Source organism: Paenibacillus sp. B2(2019), from assembly GCF_008370385.1.
Taxonomy (GTDB): Bacteria; Bacillota; Bacilli; order Paenibacillales; family Paenibacillaceae; genus Paenibacillus_AQ.
This window is the reverse complement of record NZ_VTZR01000017.1, coordinates 64289-89541: the sequence shown is the minus strand read 5'-3', so window position 1 is coordinate 89541 and position 25253 is coordinate 64289. Positions and strand designations below refer to the sequence as shown.

The 25253-nt window shown below is 44.6% G+C and carries 16 protein-coding genes and 1 other annotated feature; of the genes, 5 read left to right on the top strand and 11 right to left on the bottom strand.

The window, feature by feature from the left end; all coding sequences use genetic code 11:
• Positions 1 to 66: 66 nt before the first annotated feature.
• Positions 67 to 2511, bottom strand: coding sequence for a phenylalanine--tRNA ligase subunit beta (gene pheT / locus PAENI_RS14775; protein WP_149645825.1), 2445 nt, complete (start codon positions 2509 to 2511; stop codon positions 67 to 69).
• Between the two features lie 343 nt (positions 2512 to 2854).
• Positions 2855 to 3889 (bottom strand): phenylalanine--tRNA ligase subunit alpha, encoded by a 1035-nt coding sequence (pheS, locus tag PAENI_RS14770; protein ID WP_042186167.1) that lies wholly within the window; start codon positions 3887 to 3889, stop codon positions 2855 to 2857.
• Positions 3890 to 3949: 60 nt separating this feature from the next.
• Positions 3950 to 4235 (bottom strand) — a binding site (T-box leader).
• 269 nt (positions 4236 to 4504) lie between these two features.
• On the opposite strand from pheS, the gene PAENI_RS14765 reads away from it, so the two are divergent.
• The 5 genes from PAENI_RS14765 to PAENI_RS14745 all read left to right on the top strand — a co-directional run bounded on the left by PAENI_RS14765 (position 4505) and on the right by PAENI_RS14745 (position 12414).
• Complete coding sequence (locus PAENI_RS14765) at positions 4505 to 7066, top strand: hypothetical protein (RefSeq protein ID WP_188114578.1); 2562 nt, start codon at positions 4505 to 4507, stop codon at positions 7064 to 7066.
• Between the two features lie 58 nt (positions 7067 to 7124).
• Positions 7125 to 8501 carry an efflux RND transporter periplasmic adaptor subunit gene (locus PAENI_RS14760; protein WP_149645824.1) on the top strand — a complete coding sequence of 459 codons (1377 nt, stop codon included), beginning with the start codon at positions 7125 to 7127 and terminating at the stop codon, positions 8499 to 8501.
• Positions 8498 to 9196: an ABC transporter ATP-binding protein gene (locus tag PAENI_RS14755; RefSeq protein ID WP_042186162.1), complete on the top strand. Its 699-nt coding sequence runs from the start codon at positions 8498 to 8500 to the stop codon at positions 9194 to 9196. Before PAENI_RS14760 ends, PAENI_RS14755 begins: the two co-directional genes overlap by 4 nt.
• On the top strand, positions 9193 to 10365 hold the full coding sequence (locus PAENI_RS14750) for an ABC transporter permease (protein WP_143764050.1): 1173 nt from the start codon (positions 9193 to 9195) through the stop codon (positions 10363 to 10365). Before PAENI_RS14755 ends, PAENI_RS14750 begins: the two co-directional genes overlap by 4 nt.
• A 438-nt stretch (positions 10366 to 10803) precedes the next feature.
• Positions 10804 to 12414: a diguanylate cyclase domain-containing protein gene (locus PAENI_RS14745; RefSeq protein WP_188114577.1), complete on the top strand. Its 1611-nt coding sequence runs from the start codon at positions 10804 to 10806 to the stop codon at positions 12412 to 12414.
• 60 nt (positions 12415 to 12474) lie between these two features.
• Here PAENI_RS14745 and pulA read toward each other — a convergent pair whose 3' ends face one another.
• From pulA to PAENI_RS14700, 9 genes are all read right to left on the bottom strand, one after another.
• Positions 12475 to 14814 (bottom strand): type I pullulanase, encoded by a 2340-nt coding sequence (gene pulA / locus PAENI_RS14740; protein WP_149645822.1) that lies wholly within the window; start codon positions 14812 to 14814, stop codon positions 12475 to 12477.
• A 414-nt stretch (positions 14815 to 15228) separates the two neighbouring features.
• Positions 15229 to 16941, bottom strand: coding sequence for a phosphoenolpyruvate--protein phosphotransferase (gene ptsP / locus PAENI_RS14735; RefSeq protein ID WP_149645821.1), 1713 nt, complete (start codon positions 16939 to 16941; stop codon positions 15229 to 15231).
• A complete protein-coding gene (locus PAENI_RS14730) occupies positions 16934 to 17209 on the bottom strand; it encodes an HPr family phosphocarrier protein (protein WP_042131974.1) in 276 nt (91 codons plus the stop codon). Before PAENI_RS14730 ends, ptsP begins: the two co-directional genes overlap by 8 nt.
• Before the next feature lie 100 nt (positions 17210 to 17309).
• Positions 17310 to 19373, bottom strand: a complete 2064-nt coding sequence (gene ptsG / locus PAENI_RS14725) for a glucose-specific PTS transporter subunit IIBC (protein ID WP_149645941.1) — start codon at positions 19371 to 19373, stop codon at positions 17310 to 17312.
• A gap of 279 nt (positions 19374 to 19652) precedes the next feature.
• The gene (glcT, locus tag PAENI_RS14720; RefSeq protein WP_149645820.1) at positions 19653 to 20528 is read right to left on the bottom strand and encodes a glucose PTS transporter transcription antiterminator GlcT; all 876 of its coding nucleotides are present in this window, start codon (positions 20526 to 20528) and stop codon (positions 19653 to 19655) included.
• Positions 20529 to 20656: 128 nt separating this feature from the next.
• Positions 20657 to 22279, bottom strand: a complete 1623-nt coding sequence (locus PAENI_RS14715; RefSeq protein ID WP_223178954.1) for a hypothetical protein — start codon at positions 22277 to 22279, stop codon at positions 20657 to 20659.
• Positions 22263 to 22970: an ABC transporter ATP-binding protein gene (locus PAENI_RS14710; RefSeq protein ID WP_149645818.1), complete on the bottom strand. Its 708-nt coding sequence runs from the start codon at positions 22968 to 22970 to the stop codon at positions 22263 to 22265. The genes PAENI_RS14715 and PAENI_RS14710 overlap by 17 nt, the downstream gene beginning before the upstream one ends.
• 111 nt (positions 22971 to 23081) lie before the next feature.
• Positions 23082 to 24656: a flotillin lipid rafts scaffold protein FloT gene (floT, locus tag PAENI_RS14705; protein WP_316502822.1), complete on the bottom strand. Its 1575-nt coding sequence runs from the start codon at positions 24654 to 24656 to the stop codon at positions 23082 to 23084.
• Positions 24656 to 25192 (bottom strand): NfeD family membrane protein, encoded by a 537-nt coding sequence (locus PAENI_RS14700; RefSeq protein ID WP_149645817.1) that lies wholly within the window; start codon positions 25190 to 25192, stop codon positions 24656 to 24658. Before PAENI_RS14700 ends, floT begins: the two co-directional genes overlap by 1 nt.
• Positions 25193 to 25253 lie beyond the last annotated feature (61 nt).

Here is a 25253-nt window from a genome sequence, read left to right as displayed (position 1 = left end):
ACCCAGAAAAAGCCGCAGCGAATCTCAGTTTCTAAATGGATTCGCTGCGGCTTTACACAATTCCTGCTATTTTCTTAATTCTGCACCAAAAGTTTGTTGAAGGACTGATAATAGCTTATCATGCACCTCTCCAACCTCTTCATCTGTCAATGTATGTTCACCGTGACGATACAGCAGTGAGATCGCAATACTCTTCTTTCCACTCTCTAACTTGCCACCAGTGTACACGTCGAATACCTGTACGGATTGCAGCAAAGTTCCTCCATTTGCACGGATGGAAGCTAGCAGATCACCTGCTGGTACAGTTGAATCTACAACCACTGCAATATCCCGTTCCATACCTGGGAAACGTGGAAGCTCATTATATTGCAGACGGCTTTGCGTGTTATCATACAGCGGCTGCAATAGAATCTCAGCTACATAAGTATCCACTAGATCAAGCTCTCTTTGCAGTTCCGGATGAAGCTGGCCCATAGTTCCAATCTTCACACGACCCTCGTCTCCGACTAAATATACCGACGCGGAACGTCCAGGATGATACCCTTCTGGACTATCTCCCTCGTAGATAATTCTGTCTGTAAGACCCAAATAAGCAAATACTGATTCCAGCGCACCTTTCAAATCAAAGAAATCTACAGGCTGTGCAGAAACGTTCCATTGCTTCACGGTTAGGCTACCGCTAAGTAACAACCCCAGCACCGGCAGTTCACGCGGCTGACGAGTCAACTGTTCCTCATCTGTGAAGAAGACATTGCCGATTTCAAACAACGCTAGGTCGCTTTGACGACGGTTGGTATTATAGCTAGCAATATCCAATAGTTGTGGCAGAAGGCTAGTACGCAGTACACTGCGTTCTTCACTCATTGGCATAGCCAATTTAACCGCTTGTGAGCCTTCTGATAACTCAGGGAACATTTTGCTTTGTTTCGGCTGGATGAAGGAGTAACCCATCACTTCCTGATAACCGCCATGCGACAACAGGCGACGCAGTTCACGGCGGAGTGATTGCTTATGCGTCAATGCGCCTGGCGTTGTAACACCTTCAATCAGAGTCGTTGGAATATTGTCATACCCGTACAGACGAGCAATTTCTTCGATAAGGTCAACATCATAGCTGATATCGCCACGTCTAGTTGGCACCTGAACTTCGATCAATCCTTGTGCGGTATCCCCGCATTTGAAATGTAGACGACCAAACAATGTCTTCACTTCTAGCAAGGACAGATCTGTTCCGAGATAACGGTTCAGCTTCTCCAAGGACAAAGTAAGTACCTTCTCTTCTCCTGCGACTGTTCCTGCTTGCACAATTCCTTCATGCACAGATCCGCCAGCATAACGTGCAATAAGTACTGCAGCGCGATTCAATGCAGGGATCACTGCATTTGGATCCACTTCTTTCTCGAAACGAAGCGATGCTTCCGAGCGAAGTCCCAGTTGACGCGAGGTTTTACGAACGGTTCCTCCGTCAAACTTAGCGGATTCCAGAACGAGATTTACCGTCTCAGCAGTAACTTCCGTATCCTGACCTCCCATTACTCCAGCCAGAGCTACAGCCTTAGCTCCATCAGCGATAACGAGCATATGTGGCTCAAGCTTCCGTTCTTGGCCATCAAGTGTAGTCAGGACTTCACCTTCATGAGCAAGACGAACGCCGAGTTCTCCGCCTTCTATTTTATCTGCATCAAAAGCATGAAGCGGCTGTCCGTATTCGAGCATCACATAGTTAGTGATGTCAACGATGTTGTTAATTGGACGAATCCCTGCCGCCATCAGACGATTCTGAATCCACAGCGGGGATGCTGCAGGTTTAACACCTGAGATATAACGAACTGCGTAATGACTGCAATGTTTTTCATTCTCAATCTTAACGGAAATAGATTGAGCAGCTGCTCCGCTGATCTCAATCATTTCACTCGCAGGATCAGGTAATTTGATGTCACGTCCAAGAATCGCGCTCACTTCATAAGCAGCACCAATCATACTTAGACAGTCTGAACGGTTCGGAGTCAGATCGAATTCCAGAATTTCATCATCTAGACCCAGCAACTTTGAAATATCTTGACCGATCTCTGTACCTTCAGGAAGTACAAGAATTCCTTCTTGCTGCTCTTTAGGAAGCAATTTATCATTGAGTCCCAATTCTTTAGCCGAGCAGATCATCCCTTGTGATAATACCCCGCGCAGCTTCGCTTTTTTGATATCCAGCCCTGGCAGCTTAGCGCCAACAAGAGCTACAGGAACGGTTTGTCCCGCAGCTACATTCTTTGCGCCACAGACGATTTGCAGATCTTCACCTTGACCTGCATCCACGATACATACGTTCAGTTTATCCGCATCAGGATGCTTTTCTTTCGATTTCACATAGCCGGTTACGATGCCTGAAATCCCTTTATTGCGGCGCTCTACTCCGTCAATTTCAATGCCGGCAGCGGTAATCTTCTCCGCTAGCTTTTCGGCGGTTACTCCTTCAATCGATGTATAATCAGCCAACCATCCGGTTGATACTTTCATGTCCGCTCACTTCCTTTATGTTTCAGATGTATTTATCTACTTGCCGTTCGATCTGCTTCCTGTGGGAGTAGTACAATTTAGGATTACTCGATCAAAGCTTCATAACCGTCCTATTTAGAGCAGTCACTACGAAAAATATTGGACTCCCGATCGCTGTTATCCTCAGATTTCCTGATTAAAACCGCTTCTCGCGGTAGAAATCCGAGGATAAAGGCGAACGCTGGCGCTTCTACAGTTCCAAAATTTCTCTCCGTTCCTTCTATTAATAGTCTTTTATTAAGCAAGATCAGTAACCCAATTGCTACTTACTCCTAACCCGTCAGCCAGCTCGCCCACCAAAAATCTAAACGCCCTTGAACTGCTTTACAAAACTCATATCGTTGTTATAGAAATGACGGATGTCATCGATGCCGTATTTAAGCATAGCAATCCGCTCAACACCCATACCAAATGCGAAGCCGCTATACTTAGCAGGATCATAGCCACCCATTTTCAGAACATTTGGATGCACCATACCCGCACCAAGGATTTCTAACCATCCGCTTTGCTTGCACAGTCTGCAGCCATCGCCGCCACATTTGAAGCAGCTTACATCCACTTCAACGCTTGGCTCGGTGAATGGGAAGAAGCTCGGACGAAGACGAATGTCTGTATTCGGGCCGAACATCTCTTGTACAAATTGCTGCAAGGTGCCTTTCAGATCACTCATCCGAATGTTGCTTCCAATAACCAAACCTTCTATTTGATGGAACTGGAAGGAATGCGTTGCATCGTCATCATCGCGGCGGAATACTTTACCCGGGCAAATGATTTTAACTGGAACTTCACCGTTCATAGCCTGCATAGTACGAATCTGTACCGGAGACGTTTGAGTACGCATAAGCAGGTCATCCGTTAAATAAAAGGAATCCTGCATATCGCGTGCCGGGTGATTTTTAGGCAGATTTAGGGCTTCAAAGTTATAATAATCGGTCTCCACTTCCGGACCTTCAGCCACACGGTAGCCCATACCAATGAAAATATCCTCAATTTCCTGAACCACTCTGCTAAGCGGGTGAACGCCCCCTTGCTGCATGCGGCGACCCGGCAGGGTTACGTCTACTTTTTCAGCCTGCAGACGTTGCTGAGTCTCTTGCTGTTGAAAAGCCTCTTGCTTCGCTCCAATAATCTCCTCAATGGCACTACGCACCTGATTCGCTACTTGCCCGATAACCGGACGCTCCTCAGCACTAAGTCCTCCCATACCACGTAGAACTTCTGTAAGCTCGCCTTTTTTACCGAGATATTTCACTCTTAGGTCATTCAAAACCTGTGGATCCATAACCTCCTGCAACTTAGCCAGCGCCTCAACCTTCAATGCTTCCAACTTCTCTTTCATGGCCGTGTACAGCCCCCTTCAATCATTGTCTAGTTCAACAAAAAAAGGCCTTTCCTCCCGGTAAGGGACGAAAAGACCGTGGTACCACCCTTGTTAGATAAGCTGATCTGCTCCCTTAAGAGCTTCATTCCCTCTTTTGGCTGGACAGATACCTATCTCACTTTATACAGAAATAACGGTCTGTGACCGGTTTCCCCTACGCTTCCTTACAAGGCAATCTTAAGGAATTCAAGGAACTGCTCCGGAGTGAACTTCGACAGCTCTGTATCCTAGAAACGCTCTCAATCACCGGCGTCTCCTCCCTGTAAGTCAGGCACTGTGTACTCTTCTCCATCACTGCATTTCACAATTCAATCTAATTGTCAGGTATCTCTTTTATGCAAGAGATATGTCTGTTTATTATATGCAAAATCTGTCGTTTTGACAAGTTCAAGCATAATTAGGGCAATTTTTATCTGGCTTTAAGCTGGCTTTAAGGTTCAGAGCCATTTTGGGGACTTTTTTTCAGCTAACGTTCAGCGGAACTTGATAATTTCCATTATTAAGAAGGCATGGTTGTACTCAATCATAAATCACCTTCATAATACAAGGACTTTCATACCGGGAGGGAATTACATGCATGCACGAAGAACAAAAGTAGCTGTGATCATACTTAGCGCAGCAGTTCTGAGTCAAGCTTCAGCGTATGGAGCATACGCGGCATCAACGACTACTTCATCCACCAAAACAGCAACTGCCACTACTGTATCCACTCTGGATAAACTCGGCTCGATAGCTTTAAAGAGTAACTTTAGTGTGAAGCTGACCGATGTTGGCTTTTTGACTCAGGATGGCGGCAATATTCTTACATACACCCTCAGCTATAACAACGGGAGCGGAAGCAGCATCAATCTTGTGGACTATTTCTCTAAAGTAACTACTGCCGGAGGAACCGTTATCCAAGGAAGCCCAGTAACCAGCAGTGCAACCATCAAATCTATCCCCTCCAAAAGCAGTCAATCCATAACCTATTACGCAAACGTCGGTAAATCCACATCTTTAAATGGAGTGAAGATTTCAGTATTCGGTTGGGATTTCAGCAGTACCGATTATAAAAAAAAGCTGGGGACCTTCACCTTGCCTGTGGCTTTTTCACAAGCGGTCGCTAGAGGCCAAAGTAAAAAGATAGCCTTGAATAATCAGCCCGTAACAACCAAAACGGAAAGTCTGCAAATTTACAAATATAACGGTAAGGTATACGCCAAAGTAGGTGTGAGCTTAACCAATCAAGGAACCAAAGTGCTAAGTGATCCTGGACTTAAGGGATACCTCGCATCTGCAGGAGGATCTGTATTTGAATTAACGCTTGATGATGCGAGCAGTAACTACAAAGTACAGCCACAGGAAAAAAAGACGATCTACTACATGACGGAAATTCCCTCTTATATGAAGACAGACAATATGACTCTGCAGTTTACTGGAGAAGATACCTCATTAAAAATAGCTTTGCCCATCGTCACCTATAACCTTCCCGCTGCTACCACACCAGATCTTGTCGTAGCCAGCAATGTCATCAAGAAGCTTACGATCAACAATAATACTGTCGAGACGCAGTTAAAAAGCGCCAATGTTTATGCCGACAACGGCACCGCGAAGTGGACGCTGCAATTCCGAGTAAAATATAGCGGCAACAAGGCGATTACTTTGCCTGCTTATGAGTTTACCGTTAAAGCCGCTGAAGGATATAGCTTTCCGGTGGACACGAAGGCTTTCGCTAACCTTACACTCAAACCCCTTGAAGAAAAAATAATTGAGCTCAGTGCAGAAGTTCCGCTAACAATAGCTCAAGGAACGCTACAGCTGCAAATGACTGAACCCGCTGTAGAGGGTAAGATCATTTTTCCTACAGCCTATTATCAGATTCCTTACACACTCAAAACTAACAATTGGCAGGATACAGAATACGCGGTGGAGAACAGTCACGGCACATTTGCTGTCAAGCTTGAGAACATCCAGCGGCTACCTTGGGCAGACAAAGATCAGCTTGTAGCTAAAATCAATATTCGCAACACGAAATCGACCTCTGTGCAGCTTCCTGCATTTACAAGTGTCATTAAAGCTGGTGAGAGTGATATTAGCAGCACTTCCCAAGTTGTCACAGAAAGCACGCAAACCATACTCGGGCCAAATGAATCCGCAGACGTTTATGTCGTGGCCAATGTTCCTTACACCTACCAATTCAATCAATTAAAAATAACGCTGCAAGAAACCTCCGGCGAAAGCAAAAATAATTTTCTTTCTTTAAATACAAATCAGTTGGACAGCCGTGTTCAGGAAGTTGTAGCACTAAGTTCCTTCCAAATTGACCTTGAAAGTAAAAAAGCAGAAGTGTTAGAGCGCCGGACAACGGTTTATCAGGGTGCGAGCTCCAATATCATGTACACAGAACTGGAAATGAACAGTGAGGAAACACGTAAATCGGAGCAGGCTCAACTCGTAGCTTATTACAAAACGCCTGACAATCAATATTACGAAGCCGAGGTCAACCAGTCTACCACTTCCACGAGCCCTAACGGAAAAAATCTGGTTACCGTCTGGACTAAGCTTCCACTTGGAGTAGATCCTTCTCAGCTTGTTCTTTATGTCGGTGAAGGGGTATCCGAAGGAAAACTTACGGCTCCTGGCGGGAAATCAACGGGTTATATCAATACGGTGTCACTGGGTCTAAATAATGTTGCGGTGGAGTCAAAAAGTAATCTTTTGGATGTAGAATTGTTCCCTTATACCCTATCCGTTACAAATGCAGTCGCCACCGTCACTGGTGGAAAAGATACGCTAAGCGCTGTCCTAACCTACAACCTGTCGAGCAGCACGCTTTACGAATCGGGTACCTATGAGCACAAGCTTGTACTAGAGCTGATCGACCCCTTCGGACAAACGATGGAGAAGACATTAACACTGGGCACAGATCTACCATTAGGGAACTTCAAGTCATACACCACAACATTCACAAGCAATCTTTACAAAACTGTAGGTGGCGGCGCGATCCGATTGAATGTATACGACGAATTCCAAGGTCATCGAAATTTGCTGGGAACTGGGACCTATGTTGTCACTTATCAGGCAGCGTCAACGACTTCAAACAACAATTCCACTTCAAACACCGATTCTAGTGCTAACAATCCATCCGACACTTAGTAAGAGTACGAGGGGTGGCCTAAGTTAAAAGAAATTTGATGATCTATGGAGGAAAGAAATGAAGAAGAAAAAAGTGTTGCTCTGGACCATCGGAGTAGTAGCTGTAGTAACAGCCGGATTGTTGGTGTATACATTTTTACCTGATAAGAGCAGTCAGGCTGCTGAAGTGCCCGTTAATACAGCCACGGTTACGAAGGGCGATATCGTAGTAAATGTATCTGGAGCAGGCTCCGTCACGGCCACTGAAACAGGAAAAGTGAAAACGAAGGACGCTGGAACCGTAGCTGAGGTGCTTGTCAAAGAAGGCGACAATGTGAAAAAAGGTCAGATATTAATTACCTTCGAAGGCGATGATTTGAGCGACAATCTCAAGCAGGAACAAACCTCTCTTACCTCCCTTGAAGAGGATCTTCAGGACAAACAGGAGCAGTATAAGAAGCTTGCCGTGGCAGGTGCCTCCGAGGATGAATTAGCCAGTGCCAAACGTTCGATTGAAAAAGCGAAAACGGATATCGCTTCTCAAATCGAAAAAATTGCAGCTGTACAAGAGGATATGATCCCTCCAGATCCCCTAACCGCCCCTATTGACGGAACTGTTACAGCAGTTAACATAGCCAGCGGTGAAAAAGCGATGGATGGCTCTGAACTCATCGATATCACCGATTATGCTAATTTAAGCGTCATAGTGCAGGTGGATGAGCTTGATATTCCTACAGTGAAAATAGGGATGCCTGCTACCATTTCATTGGATGCCCTGCCCGACACTGAATTCAAGGGGAGTGTTACTAAGATTGCCAAGGAAGGCACCGTCTCGAACGGAGTCTCCCTCTTCGATGTTACCGTTGGCTTAACCACCTCCGAAGGTGCCCTTGTAGGGATGTCGGCAGAAGTTTCAGTTACAACAGCTGAGAAAAAAGATGTATTAACCGTACCTATTGAAGCTGTTCAAGAAAGAAATGGCAAGTACACAGTTTCTCTCCCTTTAACAGCGGGTTCAGCGGGTTCAACCGATTCCTCAAAAGCCTCTAGCGAGGGCCAAGCACCGATGCCTAGCGGGGCTCCTGATGCTCGCGATGGCGCTATGCCTAGTGGAGCGCCTGATGCTCGCGGCGGTACTATGCCTAACGGAGCAGCTGGCACAAGAAACCGTGGAAATAGTAATCAGCGAACAGTTTCCGTCGAAGTGGGCATCCATGATGAGAGCAGTATTGAAATTGTCAGTGGGCTTAATGAAGGAGACAAAGTGATCATCCCTACTGTCATCTCTACCAAAACAGGTACAACTAGTACTGAGATGCAAATGCAAGGTGGCATGGGCGGTATGGGTGGCGCCGGTTTCGGCGGCGGCGGCTTTAGTGGCGGTGGTGGCTTCAGTGGAGGTGGTACTGGTGGCACGGGCGGAGCACCTGGTGGTGGCGGAGGTGGCAGTAGATGAGTGCTTTAACACCACTGATCCAAGTCCAGAATATGACCCATGGCTATACTATGGCCGGAGAAACTATGACGGTTCTAAAAAATCTTTCCTTTACAATCGACTTCGGAGAGTTCGTAGCGATTATAGGTCCTTCCGGTTCTGGTAAATCAACACTAATGAACATGCTCGGGTGCCTGGATGTATCGGATGAGGGAAGCTATCTTCTAGACGGACAAGAGGTTCGCAAGTTATCCGACAACAAGCTGGCAGTTATCCGGAATGAGAAGATCGGCTTTATCTTTCAAAACTTCAATCTCCTCCCCAAGTTATCTGCTGTCGAGAATGTGGAGCTTCCGCTAATATACCGCGGCCTCTCACATCGAGAACGCAGAGAAACAGCGCAGCAAGCACTCCTTAAAGTTGGTTTGGAGGAGAGAATGCATCACCGACCTTCTGAGCTTTCAGGAGGACAGCAACAGCGTGTAGCGATTGCGCGAGCCATGGCTGGATCTCCCCCGATTCTACTTGCAGATGAACCTACCGGGGCGCTTGATACGCGAACTGGACAAGAGGTCATGCAGATGATACGAGAATTAAATGAGCAGGGTCATACAATCATCCTAATCACACATGACCTCGAAATTGCAAAGCAAGCAAAGCGGATCATTCGTATTCAGGATGGCAACCTCGTAGAAGATCGGAGGAATGCGAGGTGAAATTATTTCAAAGTATGCGGATGGCTCTAAAAAGTATTTACAGCAGTAAAGTAAGAGCTTTTTTAACGATGCTGGGTATTATTATTGGTGTATCATCCGTTATCATCCTCGTTTCTGTGGGGCAGGGAACTACTTCTCAGATTACGGAGCAGCTTAATGGACTCGGAACAAATCAACTGACGGTAAACATCACTGGCCGTGGGGCTACCACCTCCCTCACCTATGAAGAAGCTTTGGCACTTGGAGATATTGAGGGGATAGAAAATGTAGCTCCTGTGATCAGTGGCAACGTTACAGCCAAGCATAATACTGAGAATGTTAGCGTTACTGTTGAGGGCATTACACCTTCTTATGAGGACGTTAAGGATTTTCATGTACAGTCAGGACGTTTCCTGCTTGATATTGATACGGAGTACCGGCAGAAGGTAGCGCTAATCGGCACAGGTACGGCTGAGGATTTATTCGGCACAGATGATCCAGTAGGCCAAAAGGTACAGCTAAACGGGATCAGCTATAAAATCGTCGGTCTTTTGGAAGCGAAAGGCTCTAGTCTAAGTGGCTCCAACGATGATATCTTATTGATCCCTATAGCTACTGCAGAACGTCAGTTAAAAAGCAAAGGCGTACGTTCCATCACAATTGCGACGACTTCAGCAGACACTGTAGCTACCGTAAAAGATAAACTAGAGAGTACACTGGATGCTAAATTTAATTATGCGGATAATGCTTTTAGTGTATTTGACTCTCAAGAGATGCTGGAAACTGTAAATTCTACGACAGCTACGCTTTCAATGGCACTTGCGGGAATTGCCGGCATTTCTCTGTTTGTCGGGGGGATCGGCATTATGAATATTATGATCGTATCCGTCAATGAAAGAACAAGAGAAATTGGTATCCGCAAAGCAATCGGCGCCAAAAAACTCGATATTCTCGCTCAATTCATGATCGAATCCATTGTGCTTAGCGGATTGGGTGGGGTGATCGGTGTTGGCATTGGAGTCGCAGGTAGTTGGTTACTAGGAAAGTACACTTCACTTACAGTATCCATTGCTTGGGATATGGTACTGATATCTTTTGTTTTCTCCTTGCTTATCGGCGTGATTTTCGGAATGATGCCTGCGAACAAAGCCGCACGGCTTCGCCCCATTCATGCACTACGTAACGAATAGTAACTTCAAGTCAGCTGCCACAGTCATTATTATGACTAGGCAGCTTTTTTAACATAACAGAACTCATATTTTTGGGGCTGAGCTGGGTATCATTTACGAAGGCGTTGGGTAATAGGATTTATGGATTTGAATATAGATAAGGCAATAGGCCCATACCATAATCATTTAAATTTTTTATTATTGATATTTATTTGAGGAAGCGATTGCTCTATAAGTAGGACGTCCTATATACTTGTTGTACTACAAACTGCGATCCACACACAATTTATCTTTCCCATGCCTCATTTCCCACTATGTTACAACACCTCTTTTTTTACATAATCACTCTCAACATCTTTGCCTGAAAATAAAACACGCCTGCCACAAATGGAAGTTCCGCAGGTTATAGGTTAGCAGCAATAAGATTTGTTAAACATCTTATGCGGGGAGAAGATGACCGTGGCTGGATTTTTCGATATCAAAGTAACACGCAAACTAATCTTTATTTTCGCTGCGATCTCCATTCTACTGGTTGGAATTAGTGTAGCTTCTTTACTCTATCTAAATCACACCATTAACAGAATGTCAGATTCTTTATATGAAGATGTATTTGAGAACTCCGAGCTCATACTGAGCGCTGATCGTGATCTGCATCAAGCCGCAATCGCTCTCCACTCCTCCATGAGCTCGAACCTCACTGACGCTGAACGTGATCAGTTCATTCAGGAATTTAAGGACAATAATCAACAAGCACAAGAACGGGTAGGCCTAGCAAGTACAGACATCAAATCTATCAACAAACCCTACAGTGATTTGAAACAGGCAAATATACTTACTGAATTAGAGAACGAGCTCCATGCCTTCGAAACATCCCTAGTCCTATGGAAGAGTACAGGGAGTAAATTGATAGCTGAACGGATGCAAATCGGATGGGACCCTGCTTCATATCATGCTGTAAGTCTGAACATGCAGTTAAATGAAGTCAGAACTCATCTAGATCAATCAGAAGACCTGATAGACACCTACGCTTTACAAGTAACAGATGGGTTCCAAGATAAAAAGAGTGCACTCTTTGCGCTATACTCATTGGTCTTCTTTATTCTGCTTCTAGTTATTATTTATCTGGGTCGCAAAATCATTTGGCTCAAAAATGAAATGCTGGAGGAACAAACACTCTATCAGCTAATCGGTGAAACCATGTCTGACTTTATTATTTTGACTGATCCTAACGGGTTGATACTATATAGCTCCCCTTCACATTCAAGTATTCTCGGCTATGTTCCTAAAAAGGGTGACCCACTCTCCAACTACATTCGTGAACCGGAAATTGCTTGGGCTAAACTAAAGAGTGTCGTTCAAGGAACCCCTCGTATCTCAGAGCTACGAATGCGTGGAGCTGAAGGGCAATGGGTATGGCTGGAAACGAAGGTGTCGCCTGTTCGGGGAAGCAATAATTTCCCAGCACAATTTATGTTAGTTTCCCGTGAAATTACACAACGGAAGCAATACGAAGAACGATTACATAAGCTAGCCTTCTATGATCATTTAACCGCGATTCCCAACCGTGCTCATTTCAAAATGTACATGGAGAATCTCATCAACCAACCCGAGGAACGAAGAAAGAATATTGCACTCGCATTGCTGGATTGTGACAGATTCAAGCAGTTAAACGATACCTTAGGACATCTGGCTGGAGACGAATTTCTCCAACTGCTCTCTCGAGAGCTTTTGCAAACGGTTAAAGGTGTAGGCCAGGCGTTCCGGATTGGCGGTGATGAATTCGCGGTGGTACTGCACCGATTTACCTCTCCAGAAATGTTAGATGAAATGCTACAACGGTTGCTTAAGTTATTCAACAAATCTTGGTCTATTGACAATGGATCTAGCTTCCACACCTCCGCAAGTATTGGTGTAGCCCTATTTCCTGAGCATGGAGGCAGTATTAATGAACTTCTGCGTGCCGCAGATCTAGCGATGTACCTTTCCAAAGACCATGGAGGGAATGAAGCTAATCTCTACTACGAGCTTTTAGATGTAGGTTTATCCAACCAGATCATCGGAAAACCATAAGATCAACAAAAAGAGCTGTTCCGGGGTACAACTAACCCTGAAGCAGCTCTTTTTTATTTTTTAACTGGTTAACTGCAAATGATCATCTGAGATCCCATCATTCTCTTGATCACGATCTATAACCATGACCTTGATCAGCTCGTCATCCTTGGAACAATCAATGAAGCGATCGCCATCCCCATCTTTCTCTTCCCAGTCATTAAGTCGTAATATATACCCGATAGAATCGGTATCTGGCAACACCTCAATTCGTGCAACTGCACGCCCATCCTCCATATACCGAAAGTCGCATTGTCCATCCTGAATTCCTGTATCCCAAACCCAAAGATTCCAGCCTTGATATTTCCCATCTGGCCGTTCATAGTGTACTTCGATAATTTTGGACCGCGGTGCTGGCTCACCACATTCATCATAGAGCACCATCATCGACAAGCCTTCAATTTCCACCTCGCTACCTGCAACCTTTCGGAATGCTTCTGTCCCCGCTCGGGTATGATCCACTACCACGTTCCAACCGTTATTAGCTTCAGGAAGAGATAGCTTTACTCGATCATTATTGGCATTAAAGATGACTGTTATATTGTTCCAGAGGTCGCCTCCTGCATGATTTCTAAGCAGGTACGACACGATCCCCCCATCACAGCGCAGAAATTCCAGCGAACGCTCAATTTCTTGCCGACCATGTAGACGAAATGCCGGATGTGTACGCCGCAGTTCGATCAACCCTTTATAATATTGAAATACAGGCTTAAACATACTCTTCATGTTCCAGCGGATCGCGTTAATCGTATCACCGCTACGATAGCTATTATGATCTCCAAATTTACTGCGCAGGAGCTCATCACCGGCATGCAGGAATGGAATCCCTTGCGAGGTCAGGATGATTCCATTTGCAAGTAGGGATCGGCGCACGGTCTCATTGCTGAGAATATTCTCCAGATCTACATTCACGTAAGGATTAGCCCGTGAAACGGCATCCTGAAATCCCCCTTGAACGGTAAGCACCTTATCCCATAAATTCAAATTGTCATGGGCCGTTACATAGTTCACCGATTCCACTGGGGAGTCTGTAAATTCGTGGATGGCTCCTTTGGTTCCGGCTGCAATAGCCCCTTCTTTGCCGTATTCCCCTGTAATGAAGCCCCGTCCCCATCCATCACTATCACCTTTGATCGCGGAACGAAAGTTATCATTGAAGACAGCATATCCTTTCCCCCGCTGCACACCTTTTAGAGTCTTTGTTGCCAGTGGAGAATCTCCACCTGTCCAAGGTTCGCCATATAACAGCAGATTAGGATTCACCTCAAGTCGAAGCTCTTCCGTTATTTCACGCATGGTCACACTATCCATCAGACCCATAAGATCAAATCTGAAGCCATCAATATGATACTCCGTAGCCCAGTAGGACAACGAATCCTTAATATATTTGCGTACCATCGGACGCTCTGTAGCCAGCTCGTTACCTACTCCCGAGCCATTAGATAAACGTCCCAAGTAGTCACGGCGATAGAAGTAATCTGGTACAAGCGGCTCGAAGGGGCCCTTCTCCACAGCGTACGTATGGTTGTAAACCACATCCATAATCACTGAAATCCCACGACTATGCAAAGCCTGAACCATTTCTTTAAATTCCCGGATTCGTAGACCTGGATCGGTAGGATCAGTGCTATATGATCCTTCCGGTACATTATAATGTTGAGGATCATATCCCCAATTGTAGTCGGTATGTTCAATGGACGAACCACGCTTTATTACACTTAACTCATCTACGGTCTGGAAATCAAACACGGGCATCAGATGTACATGGGTGATACCCAATTCAACAAGATGATCAATACCTATTGCATTTCCTTCTGGATCTCTTAAGCCAAATTCGGTAAATGCTTTGAATTTGCCCTTATAGTACATGCCAGAGCTCTCATGTGAGGAGAAGTCACGCACATGCAGCTCATAAATAACCGCGTCTGCAGGATGCTGCAATGGAGGAGCAACGTCCTTCTCCCAATGCTCAGGATGGGTCCTGCGCAAATCAACGATTGCTGTTCTTAAACCATTTGCCGATACGGCTGTTGCATAAGGATCTACTGCTTCCGTCACATTTCCATCAGCAAATACAGCACGGTACATATAATATTTCCCTTTTAAATCACCTGATAACTTAGTCTGCCAGACTCCGCCGTTCTGACGCTGCATATATATAATACGCCCACTATCTGTAGAGCTCGGATCAAATCCAATGTTACGTTGATTTCCATCTGTTTCGTACATAACTAGAGATACAGCAAAAGCAGTAGGTGCCCAAACTTTAAATACACTGTACTCCACCGAGTACGTCAAGCCCAGGTCTTTACCTTCATAGACCTCTAACATTAATTCTGTATTTATAACATTTTTACTCATGAGTTAACACCATCCTATGGCTCCCTGGCTAACTTATAGGGATGCTTATAAGTCCAAATATTTCCAATTTAGATCATATTAATACTTGCACAGCTCTGCAAGTCGGTAAAGGAGTATAAACTTTCTATGGATTCATACTATTATTATATGTAAGACATATTTACAGGTTTGGGTTCCTTACCGACTTTATACTCATCACTATTACTATCGGCATAGACATCTGTGCAATAAAGCAAATAAAAAGTGAATTTAATTATTCTAAATTGAGTATAATGCTCACGTATGAACTTAAGCCAACGTAAGAAATAAAATTATCGATATACACACAAAAAAACCGACCTCCAAACATCGGAAGTCGGTAATAGTAGTTGGAACGTTATAAAACGTTTAACGGAGTAATGCATATGGAAATAGTTAGTTAGTGATGCTTTGAACAAGTGCAGCTACTTCTTCAGCAGTGCCAAGTTGCAATGCTTTTGCAGCCAGTTCCTTCATGTCGGCAGCCGACAATTTAGAAATTTGACTACGTGCTGGCAGAATTGACGTTGCACTCATACTGAATTCATCAAGGCCAAGACCTAGTAAGAGTGGAATCGCTGTTGCGTCCCCAGCCATCTCACCGCACATTCCTGTCCATTTACCTTCTGCATGCGCTGCATCAATTACATTCTTGACCAGACGCAGGATGGCCGGATTGTATGGCTGATACAGGTAAGACACCCGTTCATTCATACGGTCAGCAGCCATTGTATATTGAATAAGGTCATTCGTACCAATACTGAAGAAATCAACTTCCTTTGCGAACTGGTCAGCCAGTACAGCAGTGGAAGGAATCTCAACCATAATGCCGAGCTGAATGTTGTCAGATACTTCCTTGCCTTCTTCACGAAGCTTAGCTTTCTCTTCAAGCAGAAGATCACGGGCTGCACGGAATTCACCAAGTGTTGCGATCATAGGGAACATAATGCGAAGATCCCCATGAACACTTGCTCTCAGTAAAGCACGCAGTTGCGTACGGAAAATATCCTGACGATCCAGACAAAGACGAATCGCACGGAATCCTAAGAAAGGATTCATTTCCTTTGGAAGATCCAGATACGGAAGTTCTTTGTCGCCACCGATATCAAGTGTACGTACGACTACCGGTTTGCCTTTCATATTCTCAAGCACAGTACGATAGGCGTTATATTGAATTTCCTCAGAAGGCAGCTTATCGCGGCCCATGTATAGAAACTCAGTACGATACAAGCCTACACCTTCGCCACCATTCTCAATTACACCATTGACATCGTTTGGTGTACCGATATTAGCCGCCAGCTCCACGTGCTTACCGTCTGCAGAAATCGTTGGTTTATCACGAAGTTTCTTCCACTCTGCAATTTGCAAGTCGTAAGCTTCCTGCTTGCGAACGTACTCTGCCACTTCTGCTTCACTAGGATTAATAAGAACGTCACCGTTCAGACCATCGACAATCACTAGATCCCCAGAATTCACTTCTGTCATGACATTCTTAGTTCCAACTACCGCTGGAATTTCCAAAGAACGTGCCATAATCGCGGAGTGGGACGTACGTCCACCAATGTTTGTTGTGAAGCCTTTAACATACTTGCGATTTAGCTGTGCTGTGTCAGAAGGTGTTAAATCCTCAGCGATAACAATAACCTCTTCATTGATTTCTGCAGGACTAACATAATGAATACCCAGCAAGTGGTTCAGCAGGCGTTTGGTCACATCACGCATGTCAGCTGCACGTTCTTGTAAGTAAGCACTCTTCATGTTTTCGAACATTTCAATGAATTGTGTAGCTACTTCGTTTAGTGCATAGTCCGCGTTAACCGATTCCTGACGAATTTTATCAATTACGGGATTAATCAGCTCAGGGTCCTCAAGAATCAGCAGATGGGATGCAAAAATCTCTGCTTTCTTCTCTCCTAGTTCTGCTAAAGTACGCTCTTTAATAGTCTGCAGTTCAGCACTTGATTTAGCAAGTGCGTCATTCAACTTGGCTACTTCTGCTTCAGGATCACTGATACTAGTTTTTGTAATTGTATAATCCGGATGTTTCAGGATAAAAGCACGGGCTACTGCAATCCCTGCTGAAGCCGCGATTCCTGAAATTTTATTCATGGATTTCCCCTAGCCCTTCTTTAATCATTACATCAGAAAGTGCGCTCAGAGCTTCAGCTTCTTCGCTACCTTCAGTAATCAGAGACAAAGTGTCTCCAGCTTCTAGACCCAATGACAATACGCCAAGGATAGATTTCAATGTAACTTTTTTGCCTTTTGCTTCTGCATAAGCTTCTGTACCTTTGAATTTCGTAGCTGTATTTACCAAGGCAGTTGCCGGACGTGCGTGAATTCCATCTTCATCGATAATTCTGAATGTTGTTTGCATAATATTATCCAACTCGCTTTCTTTTAATAGAATATTTTTAAATTTATAGTGAAGGCTTCGCTCCCTTTAATGTTTAAAGGAAGCGTCCACCCTTGCACTTTTACTGAATGGTAATAATATCCTTATCACCAATAGATACCTTACCTGGCTTCTTCAAGGTTACGGAAGAGCCTTCTGGTAAATTGGAGAAAATAACAGGTGACATTACTGATGGTGCATGTGCTTTTACATATTCTAAATCCACTTCCATGATCGGCTGTCCAGCAGCTACAAGGTCGCCCTCTTCGACTAGAACTGTAAAGCCTTGACCTTTAAGCTTAACTGTATTAACCCCTATATGAACGAGCACTTCCTTACCTCCATCGGACATAATGCCGATCGCATGCTTGCTCGGGAACACATTAAACACTTTACCGTAGACCGGTGAAGCAATCTTTCCATCATCGGATAAGAAAGCAAAACCATCACCCGTCATTTTTTGGGAGAATACTGCATCAGGAACCTCAGTGATATCCACTAGTTCACCATTTACCGGAGAGACGATATCTTCTTTGATAATCGCTTCACCAGCTTCACCTGCCTGCTGTTCTTCTTCAGGCTGTGGCGTAGCCGCTACCGGCGTTGGTGCAGGTGTCTTCCCGCTAATTACATCTTGAATCTGAGATTTAATGGTATCGGAACGTGTGCCGAAGATCGCTTGAATGTTATTACCCACCTCAAGCACACCTGATGCACCTAACTTCTTCAGACGAGTCTTATCCACACCTGATTTATCTTTAACCTCCACACGAAGGCGGGTAATACAAGCATCCAGATGAGCGATGTTCTCTTTACCACCCAACGCAGACAAGATGTTTCGTGGTAAATCATCACCCGTTTTAGAAACGGCTTCTGTGTTAGTATCTTCATCCTCACCCGTATCCTCTTCACGACCCGGTGTCATCAGATTGAACTTCCGAATAACAAAGCGGAATCCGAAGTAGTAAATTACGGCAAGGGCAAGACCTACTGGAATTACGAGCCACCAAGCCGTACGGTTCGGGATAATACCAAAGAGCACGTAATCAATAAAACCTCCAGAGAAGGTCATACCAATCTTGACATTAAGAATATGCATGGTCATAAAGGACAAACCTGCAAAAACAGCATGTACTGCGAACAGCAATGGAGCTACGAACAAGAATGAGAATTCAAGCGGCTCAGTAATCCCTGTCAGGAATGAAGTCAATGCTGCGGAAAGCATCAAACCTCCGACAAGTTTTTTATTATGAGGTTTAGCTTCATGATAAATGGCCAAAGCAGCTGCTGGAAGACCGAACATCATGAAAGGATACTTACCTGTTGTAAATGTTCCTGCTGTGAATTCTACGCCATCACGAAGCTGCTGCATGAAGATCCGTTGGTCACCACGAACCAATTCCCCAGCTTTATCTACGTAGGTACCAAATTCATACCAGAACGGAGAATAGAAGATGTGATGCAGGCCAAAAGGAATGAGCGAACGTTCGATTGTTCCGAAGATAAACGCTGCGAGCGTTTTATTCGTATCAATCATACTTTGTGATACATAGTTCAGACCGTGTTGAATTGGCGGCCAAACTAAGGTCAATGCCAGACCAAGAATCAAAGACGTTACCGCAGTCATGATCGGAACGAAACGTTTACCTGCGAAGAAACCCAGGTAGGATGGAAGTTCGATTTTGAAGAATCGTTTGTACATGGACGATGCCAATATACCGACGAGTATACCTCCAAATACCCCCGTTTGCAGTGTTGGAATTCCTAAGACGCTAGCATAGGAAAAGTCGCCTTGGCTCAGGACATAATCATTGACGCCAATTACAGTACCCATCGTAACATTCATTACGAGGAAACCAATAATAGCGGCTAGACCAGCAACACCCTCACCACCGGATAAACCGATGGCAACACCCACGGCAAATAGTAAGGATAGATTATCAAATACAATTTGCCCTGAGTTCATCAATACGTTCGCAATTGCCTGAACTACATCGTTCTCAAGTGCCGGAACGTATTGTAGAAAATCGGGGTTTACCAGCATGTTTCCTATTCCAAGGAGCAGACCGGCTGCTGGCAGTATGGCTACCGGAAGCATCAGCGCTTTACCGACTCTTTGTAAAACGCCGAAAAGCTTTTTGAACATCATGGTCACTTCCTTTCATTATTCACATTTTCAGTAAAACAGATGCCAAAAAAGGCATGAGCAACACAGTATAAAGGTTGTTATCTAACGCTAAGGTTAGATTACCCCAAGATGGGGACTAGCAACCAAAATACTGTAAATCACTCATGCCTGATCGAATCAGTTACACGCTTGGTATTCTGTTTTAATTAGGACACCGATATTGTAGCACCGTTTTTTTGTAGTGACAAGCTTTTTTTTAAATATAAGAAAGTATAAGTTTCACTTTATACATTATCCTTATATTTCTCGCTTCGTCTCCATATCCACTTCATCCTCTTTCTTCTGGGCAAGACGTTGCAAATGAACCGTCAAATAACTGACCTCTGCTGGATACACAGGAATTCGCACTCGGTTCTCTATCACCTTAGTTAATTGCCAAGCCAAGGTATACATTTCGGGATACTCTCGTTTCATAAGACCATCCAGCGTAGAAGTCTCCCGTACTGATTCTCCACGGCGCAGTCTTTCTAGAACAAATCGTAGATGAGTCACCAACCGCGAATAATCAAGTGAATCACGTGGAATTCGATATTCGAGATTATTCTCTACAATTCCGATCAAATCACCAATCAAAAGAGAATGCTGTCTAACCTCGGAAATTTGTCTATTACTCAGCGCGCTAACGATATGAAGTGCAACAAAACCCACCTCATCTACAGGCAATTCCACGCCCATGCCTTCATTAATCCGCTCAATCGCATACTCTGCCATCTTATACTCTTCAGGATAAATTTCCTTAGTCTCATACAAAAACGGATTATGAATTGGGATATCTTGTTCATAACGCCGGATAGCAAATGAAATATGATCAGTGAGTGCAATATGAACATGCTCATTAAGTGGTTGACTACTGCTATGCATAATATATAACAAAATTTCATGTACAATCTCAATCAACTTCTCATCCACTTGGGGAAGAAGCTGTTTATATTGTTCCTGCTCTTCCTGGCTGCGAAGAATAAACATCTTCTCCACGGAGGATAGATCAATCCGATCATGCAATTTTCGGTTAAACCCTATTCCTTTGCCAATCACTACAACCTCGGAATATTGGGGATGGTCCGCAATGATAACGTTGTTATTTAACACCTTTGCTACAGTTATGCTACTCATTTTTGACACCTCTTTTATTTCTAAACACCTGACTTCCAAGCAGCAAACGCAACATGAAACGGTACGATTAAAAAACTCTCGCTACCATCATATCATCAACATTCCGATATTAGAAGAACACTCGCGTTCTATTTTACCCGGAAGGTTCGGCTGGAGAACTTGTATACCAACGTCACGGCAATAACCATATAAGCAATCGTTCCCGCAAGAACAACTAGCGTAAATAGTGACGATGCTTTTGGAAATCCGATACAAGCGACGCTTAGTCCCAATACAATGCTGTTGACGATAAAAAAGAACGGATTTTTCATATTTAGCTCCGTGCTGTACGGTTGAAAGATATAATACATGAACAAATGGTGCACTGAGAAGAACAAGGAAAGACAAAGAATCGTTACCCAAAAGATCACTGCATCCATCAAACCCCAATCTGCACCAGAAAGCAGAAACAGCAGAGTACATGCTAAACATATGGCGACAGCAGGAATAAGATTAAGGCCACTCAATTTAATAAGACGAATCTTAAAATTGTCCAGAATCGCAGCTTGCTCACGATAGAATCCATAGCGCAACAAGCTTAAATCACAATTGTAAAACATCGCTTTGCATACGCGCTCACCTATAGAGGTATAGTTCATTATAAATACAAAAAAGGGAAGTCCACCGAGCAGATATGCTGTAAACTTGGACGAAGTCTCCGGCGAAATAAGCATCATTAGGACAGCCACTATAAAGAGCACGCCAATGATCGTTAAACGCCTCTGGATGGGTTGAATCAACAAGCGTTTATGCCTGGAGAAAAAAATAGCATTCAGGTAGGCGTAACCTGTCTTTCCTTGAAAAGCTTTCCCCATAAGTTCTTCCGAAGAAAAGTCCTTCTCCTTGGTCTGAACATCTGCCACCCTCGCTTCTTTCATCATCCGGTTCATATCCAGCAATGGATCATCTATCTTGGTAACGACATCTACAGCACTGCGATAGTTAGGATATTTCCCAATATACACAGCTGCAATTCCTCCAAGTACAACAATCACAAGACTCACTGGGACACTAAATCCTGTCGCATCATTTACAAAAGCATACCCTAGATAAAGGGGCACATAGGCAAGTAGGCCACCTAGTCCAATCACCGACCATACCCAACTCATCTTTTTAACTAACACAATTTCTTTTTTGTCAAAAAACCAAAGATTCAACGCCTCGGTGACTATTCTCCAGGCCGTTAACAGTAGTGTAAGCCATACGCCATGCCACAGCGGTGCCCCAAAAATCCCCGCAAACACGGTTAATGCCGGAATAAAATATATAAAGAACGTTAGCCCTTTAAGCAAAAGCGTAGCATGCATATACTGTTTCGCCGGAATTCTCATCAGCTTCACACATATATATTTATCCCGTTTGGGCTCTAATATAAATACATTCGAAACCGCAGCCACTATAAAGCTCAGAACTATAAAAATATGTAAGAACACTGCATATTGTTCGGCGAGCGGCAATTCCTTGTGTGTAAGGACGATTGGCAAATAGATCACAATTCCCAAATAGGCGAACTTGCCTAAAAACCCCCACACTACCTTCAATGCAAGTACTATCCCAGCGAAGACTTGTTTTAGTGCAATGTTAGAGTAAATATCCCCTTTTAAAAGTTTGCCAAGAACAGGCAGCTTTTTGAAATAGTAAATCAGCCGATTGGCTCCGGACGAACCTCTAATCCTCTGAATGCTGCGAAGTGTGCTAATCATTGTTGCCATCCTGAAGTAAAGCTATAATTTGCTCCTCAAATTCTGGACTTTGCAGAGTCTCACGCGGAATTTCTTGAAGGGTTCCATGATTTAGAATAACCAACTCGTCACATAAATCGGCGGCTAATTGCAAAATATGCGTAGAAAAAATAATGATGTGATCCTGCTTCATCTCACGCAGCAATTTCTTGATCTCAAGAGCCACAACCACGTCAAAAGAAGTTAAAGGCTCATCTAATAAAATCAAAGGCGGACGAGTAATGATAAAGCAGAGCATTTGAATTTTATTCTTCATCCCGTGGGAATAACCCTTAATCAGTCGGTGCCGATCTTCTTCCTCAAACTTAATAATTGAAAAATAATCTTCAATGCTTTTATTCGGATCGATCTTCTCACGGTTGATGTCCATATAAAACTTTACGAACTCATAACCTGTCAGAAACTCAGGCAAAATGGGTAGGGAAAATACATATCCGATGTCCTCGTCACGAAGCGGACGGGCACTATCCTTCTCACCAATAAAGGCAGCTCCGCTATCCATTTGGATCTCACCACTCAAACAATTGAAAAGTGTGGTTTTACCTGCTCCATTCCGTCCAAGCAGCCCGTAGATCTTTCCTCTTTCAAAGGTGAAGTCTGCATCTTTAATCACCTGTTTACCATCGAAGCTTTTATGGATATGATCTAAAATTAGTTGCACGCTCGCGCACCTCTCCTATTCTATAGCTAAGACCCAAAACATAGAGTAAGCCCGGTAGCAATCACCGAGCTTACCTTAAGTTAAATCATTCTATAGTAGTTATTGCTTTAACTAGTCTTCAGGTTGCTCAGCCACAGAAGTTGAAGCTTTGCTCGCTCCCCCCGATGCTGCTGGAGGTTGTATGGAGGTCACGGGTGTGACCGGAACAGCCTTGCTTCCAGTTGACCCTGAGGATCTAGTCGTCAGCCCTTTGATCAGGGCCTCTACGTCAATGCCAGAGACGCTCTTCAGCATCTCAGGAGCCGTAGACATCAACTGGGTTACATAGTTGCTGACACGTGCCGCACCTTCACCATTACCGGTATCTACAACCGTAAGCTTATCAATGGATGCCAGCGGCTTCGCGATTTGGCCAGCCAAATCAGGCAGCATTTTGACGATAATATCGAGCACGGCTGCTTCGCCGAATTTCTGGAAGGCTTCCGCCAGCTTTTCTTTGGCTTCTGCTTCCGCTAGACCGCGCAACCGGATAACCTCAGCATCCGCTGTACCTTTAGCCAGCTCTGCATCCGCCATCGCTTGACCTTCAAGACGCTTCTGCTCAGCTGTCGCTTTAGCTTGCGTTTCAATACTATATTGCAAGGCATCTGCCTCACGCATTCTCTTCGCCTTATCAGCTTCCGCCGCTTGCTCTACTGCGTAACGATCCGCTTCCGCTTTTTTCTTCACTTCTGCGTCGTACTGCTTCTCGCGAACTTGAATTTCTTTGGCTTGCAAATCGATTTCACGTTCCTTACGTACCAGCTCAACCTTCATCTGTTCTTCAACAACGGTCTGCTTTGCACGTGCCTCTTGAATATGATAAGCCTGGTCGGCTTCCGCTTTCGCTGTATCCTGATCCCGTTTAAACGCAGCCACCTTAAGCTGGTTTTCCTTGGAGGCTTCGGCGATATTCGTATCCCGCAGCAGTTCTGCTTTTTGCCCTTGCTCTTCAGCGTTTGCCTTTTGAATCCTCGCATCCCGCACTGCTTCTGCTTCAGCGATCTCTGCATCCCGCTTCACTGCAGCTATCCGCGGTTTACCCAGTGCCTCTAGATATCCATGTTTGTCTCGCACATCCTTGATGGTAAAGGAAACAATTTGCAGACCCATTTTCTTAAGATCACGCGCCGCCACGCCTTGAACCTCTTGCGCAAAGCGGTCACGGTTACGATATACTTCTTCAACGGTCATCGAACCGAGAATGGCCCGCAGATGACCTTCAAGAACTTCTTGTGCTTCGCTCTTCAGTGCTTCAATCGGTTTGCCCATAAATTGCTCAGCAGCTGTCGCCACATCTTCCGTTGAGCTACCCACTTTAATGATCGCCACACCGTCGGCAATAACCGGAACCCCTTGTTCGGTGTATACCTCCGGGGTCGTCACATCGAGTTTATGAGAAAGAAGCGACATAAATTCAGCCTTCTGAAAGACAGGGAGTATAAAGGCCCCGCCCCCGCGTACAATCTTTATTTTACGACCAGAACCATCGTCTGAAATATGGTTTTTACCCAAGAACGACCCCGTTACGATCATCCCTTCATCGGGTCCAACCGTTTTGTAACGTGCCCAGAATGCGATACCTAGCACAAACAAAACAGCAACGACAACAGCAGGAACTAACAAATACTCAGGAATACCGAACATTAAAGATCCACTCCTCTTCTCTTTTCGAATTCTGACACTAATGCAACGCCTTCTCTAACCTCCACTACAACAACTTTAATCCCTGCCGGAAGCAGCTCATGATCAAAGCTTGCTGCCGTATGCAGGCTATTGCCGGCGCCAAACTTTACCATAATCTCACCATAACCCTTTGCGGGAATAGGAATTGTGATTTCCCCGATCTTGCCAGGCAGATCACTCATAGAGAAACCATTGGACATTTCGCTTTTTTCCATGGGCTTAACCACCCCTAGATACATAAGTACTCCCAAAAAAGCGGCGGCTAACAAAGACAAAGCAATGATCGCCCCAGCTTCCAGAGCGCTGTACCGGGTTAGAAGAATGCCCGCTCCGCCGAACACGGTTATTCCTCCTGCCAGTACGGTGGGATTCAGAAAATCTACGGATACGAAATCAAAGACCCCATGCAAGGCATCTCCGATCACATCGCCCACCAGGACGCTGACTATGGCAAATATGACGCCTAGCGCCAAGCAGCCTAAATACAGCGTTTGCATTTTTATTTCCTCCTGTCTTCAATCAGGACTGTCATATTACATTAAACGTACAAAGTAGGTC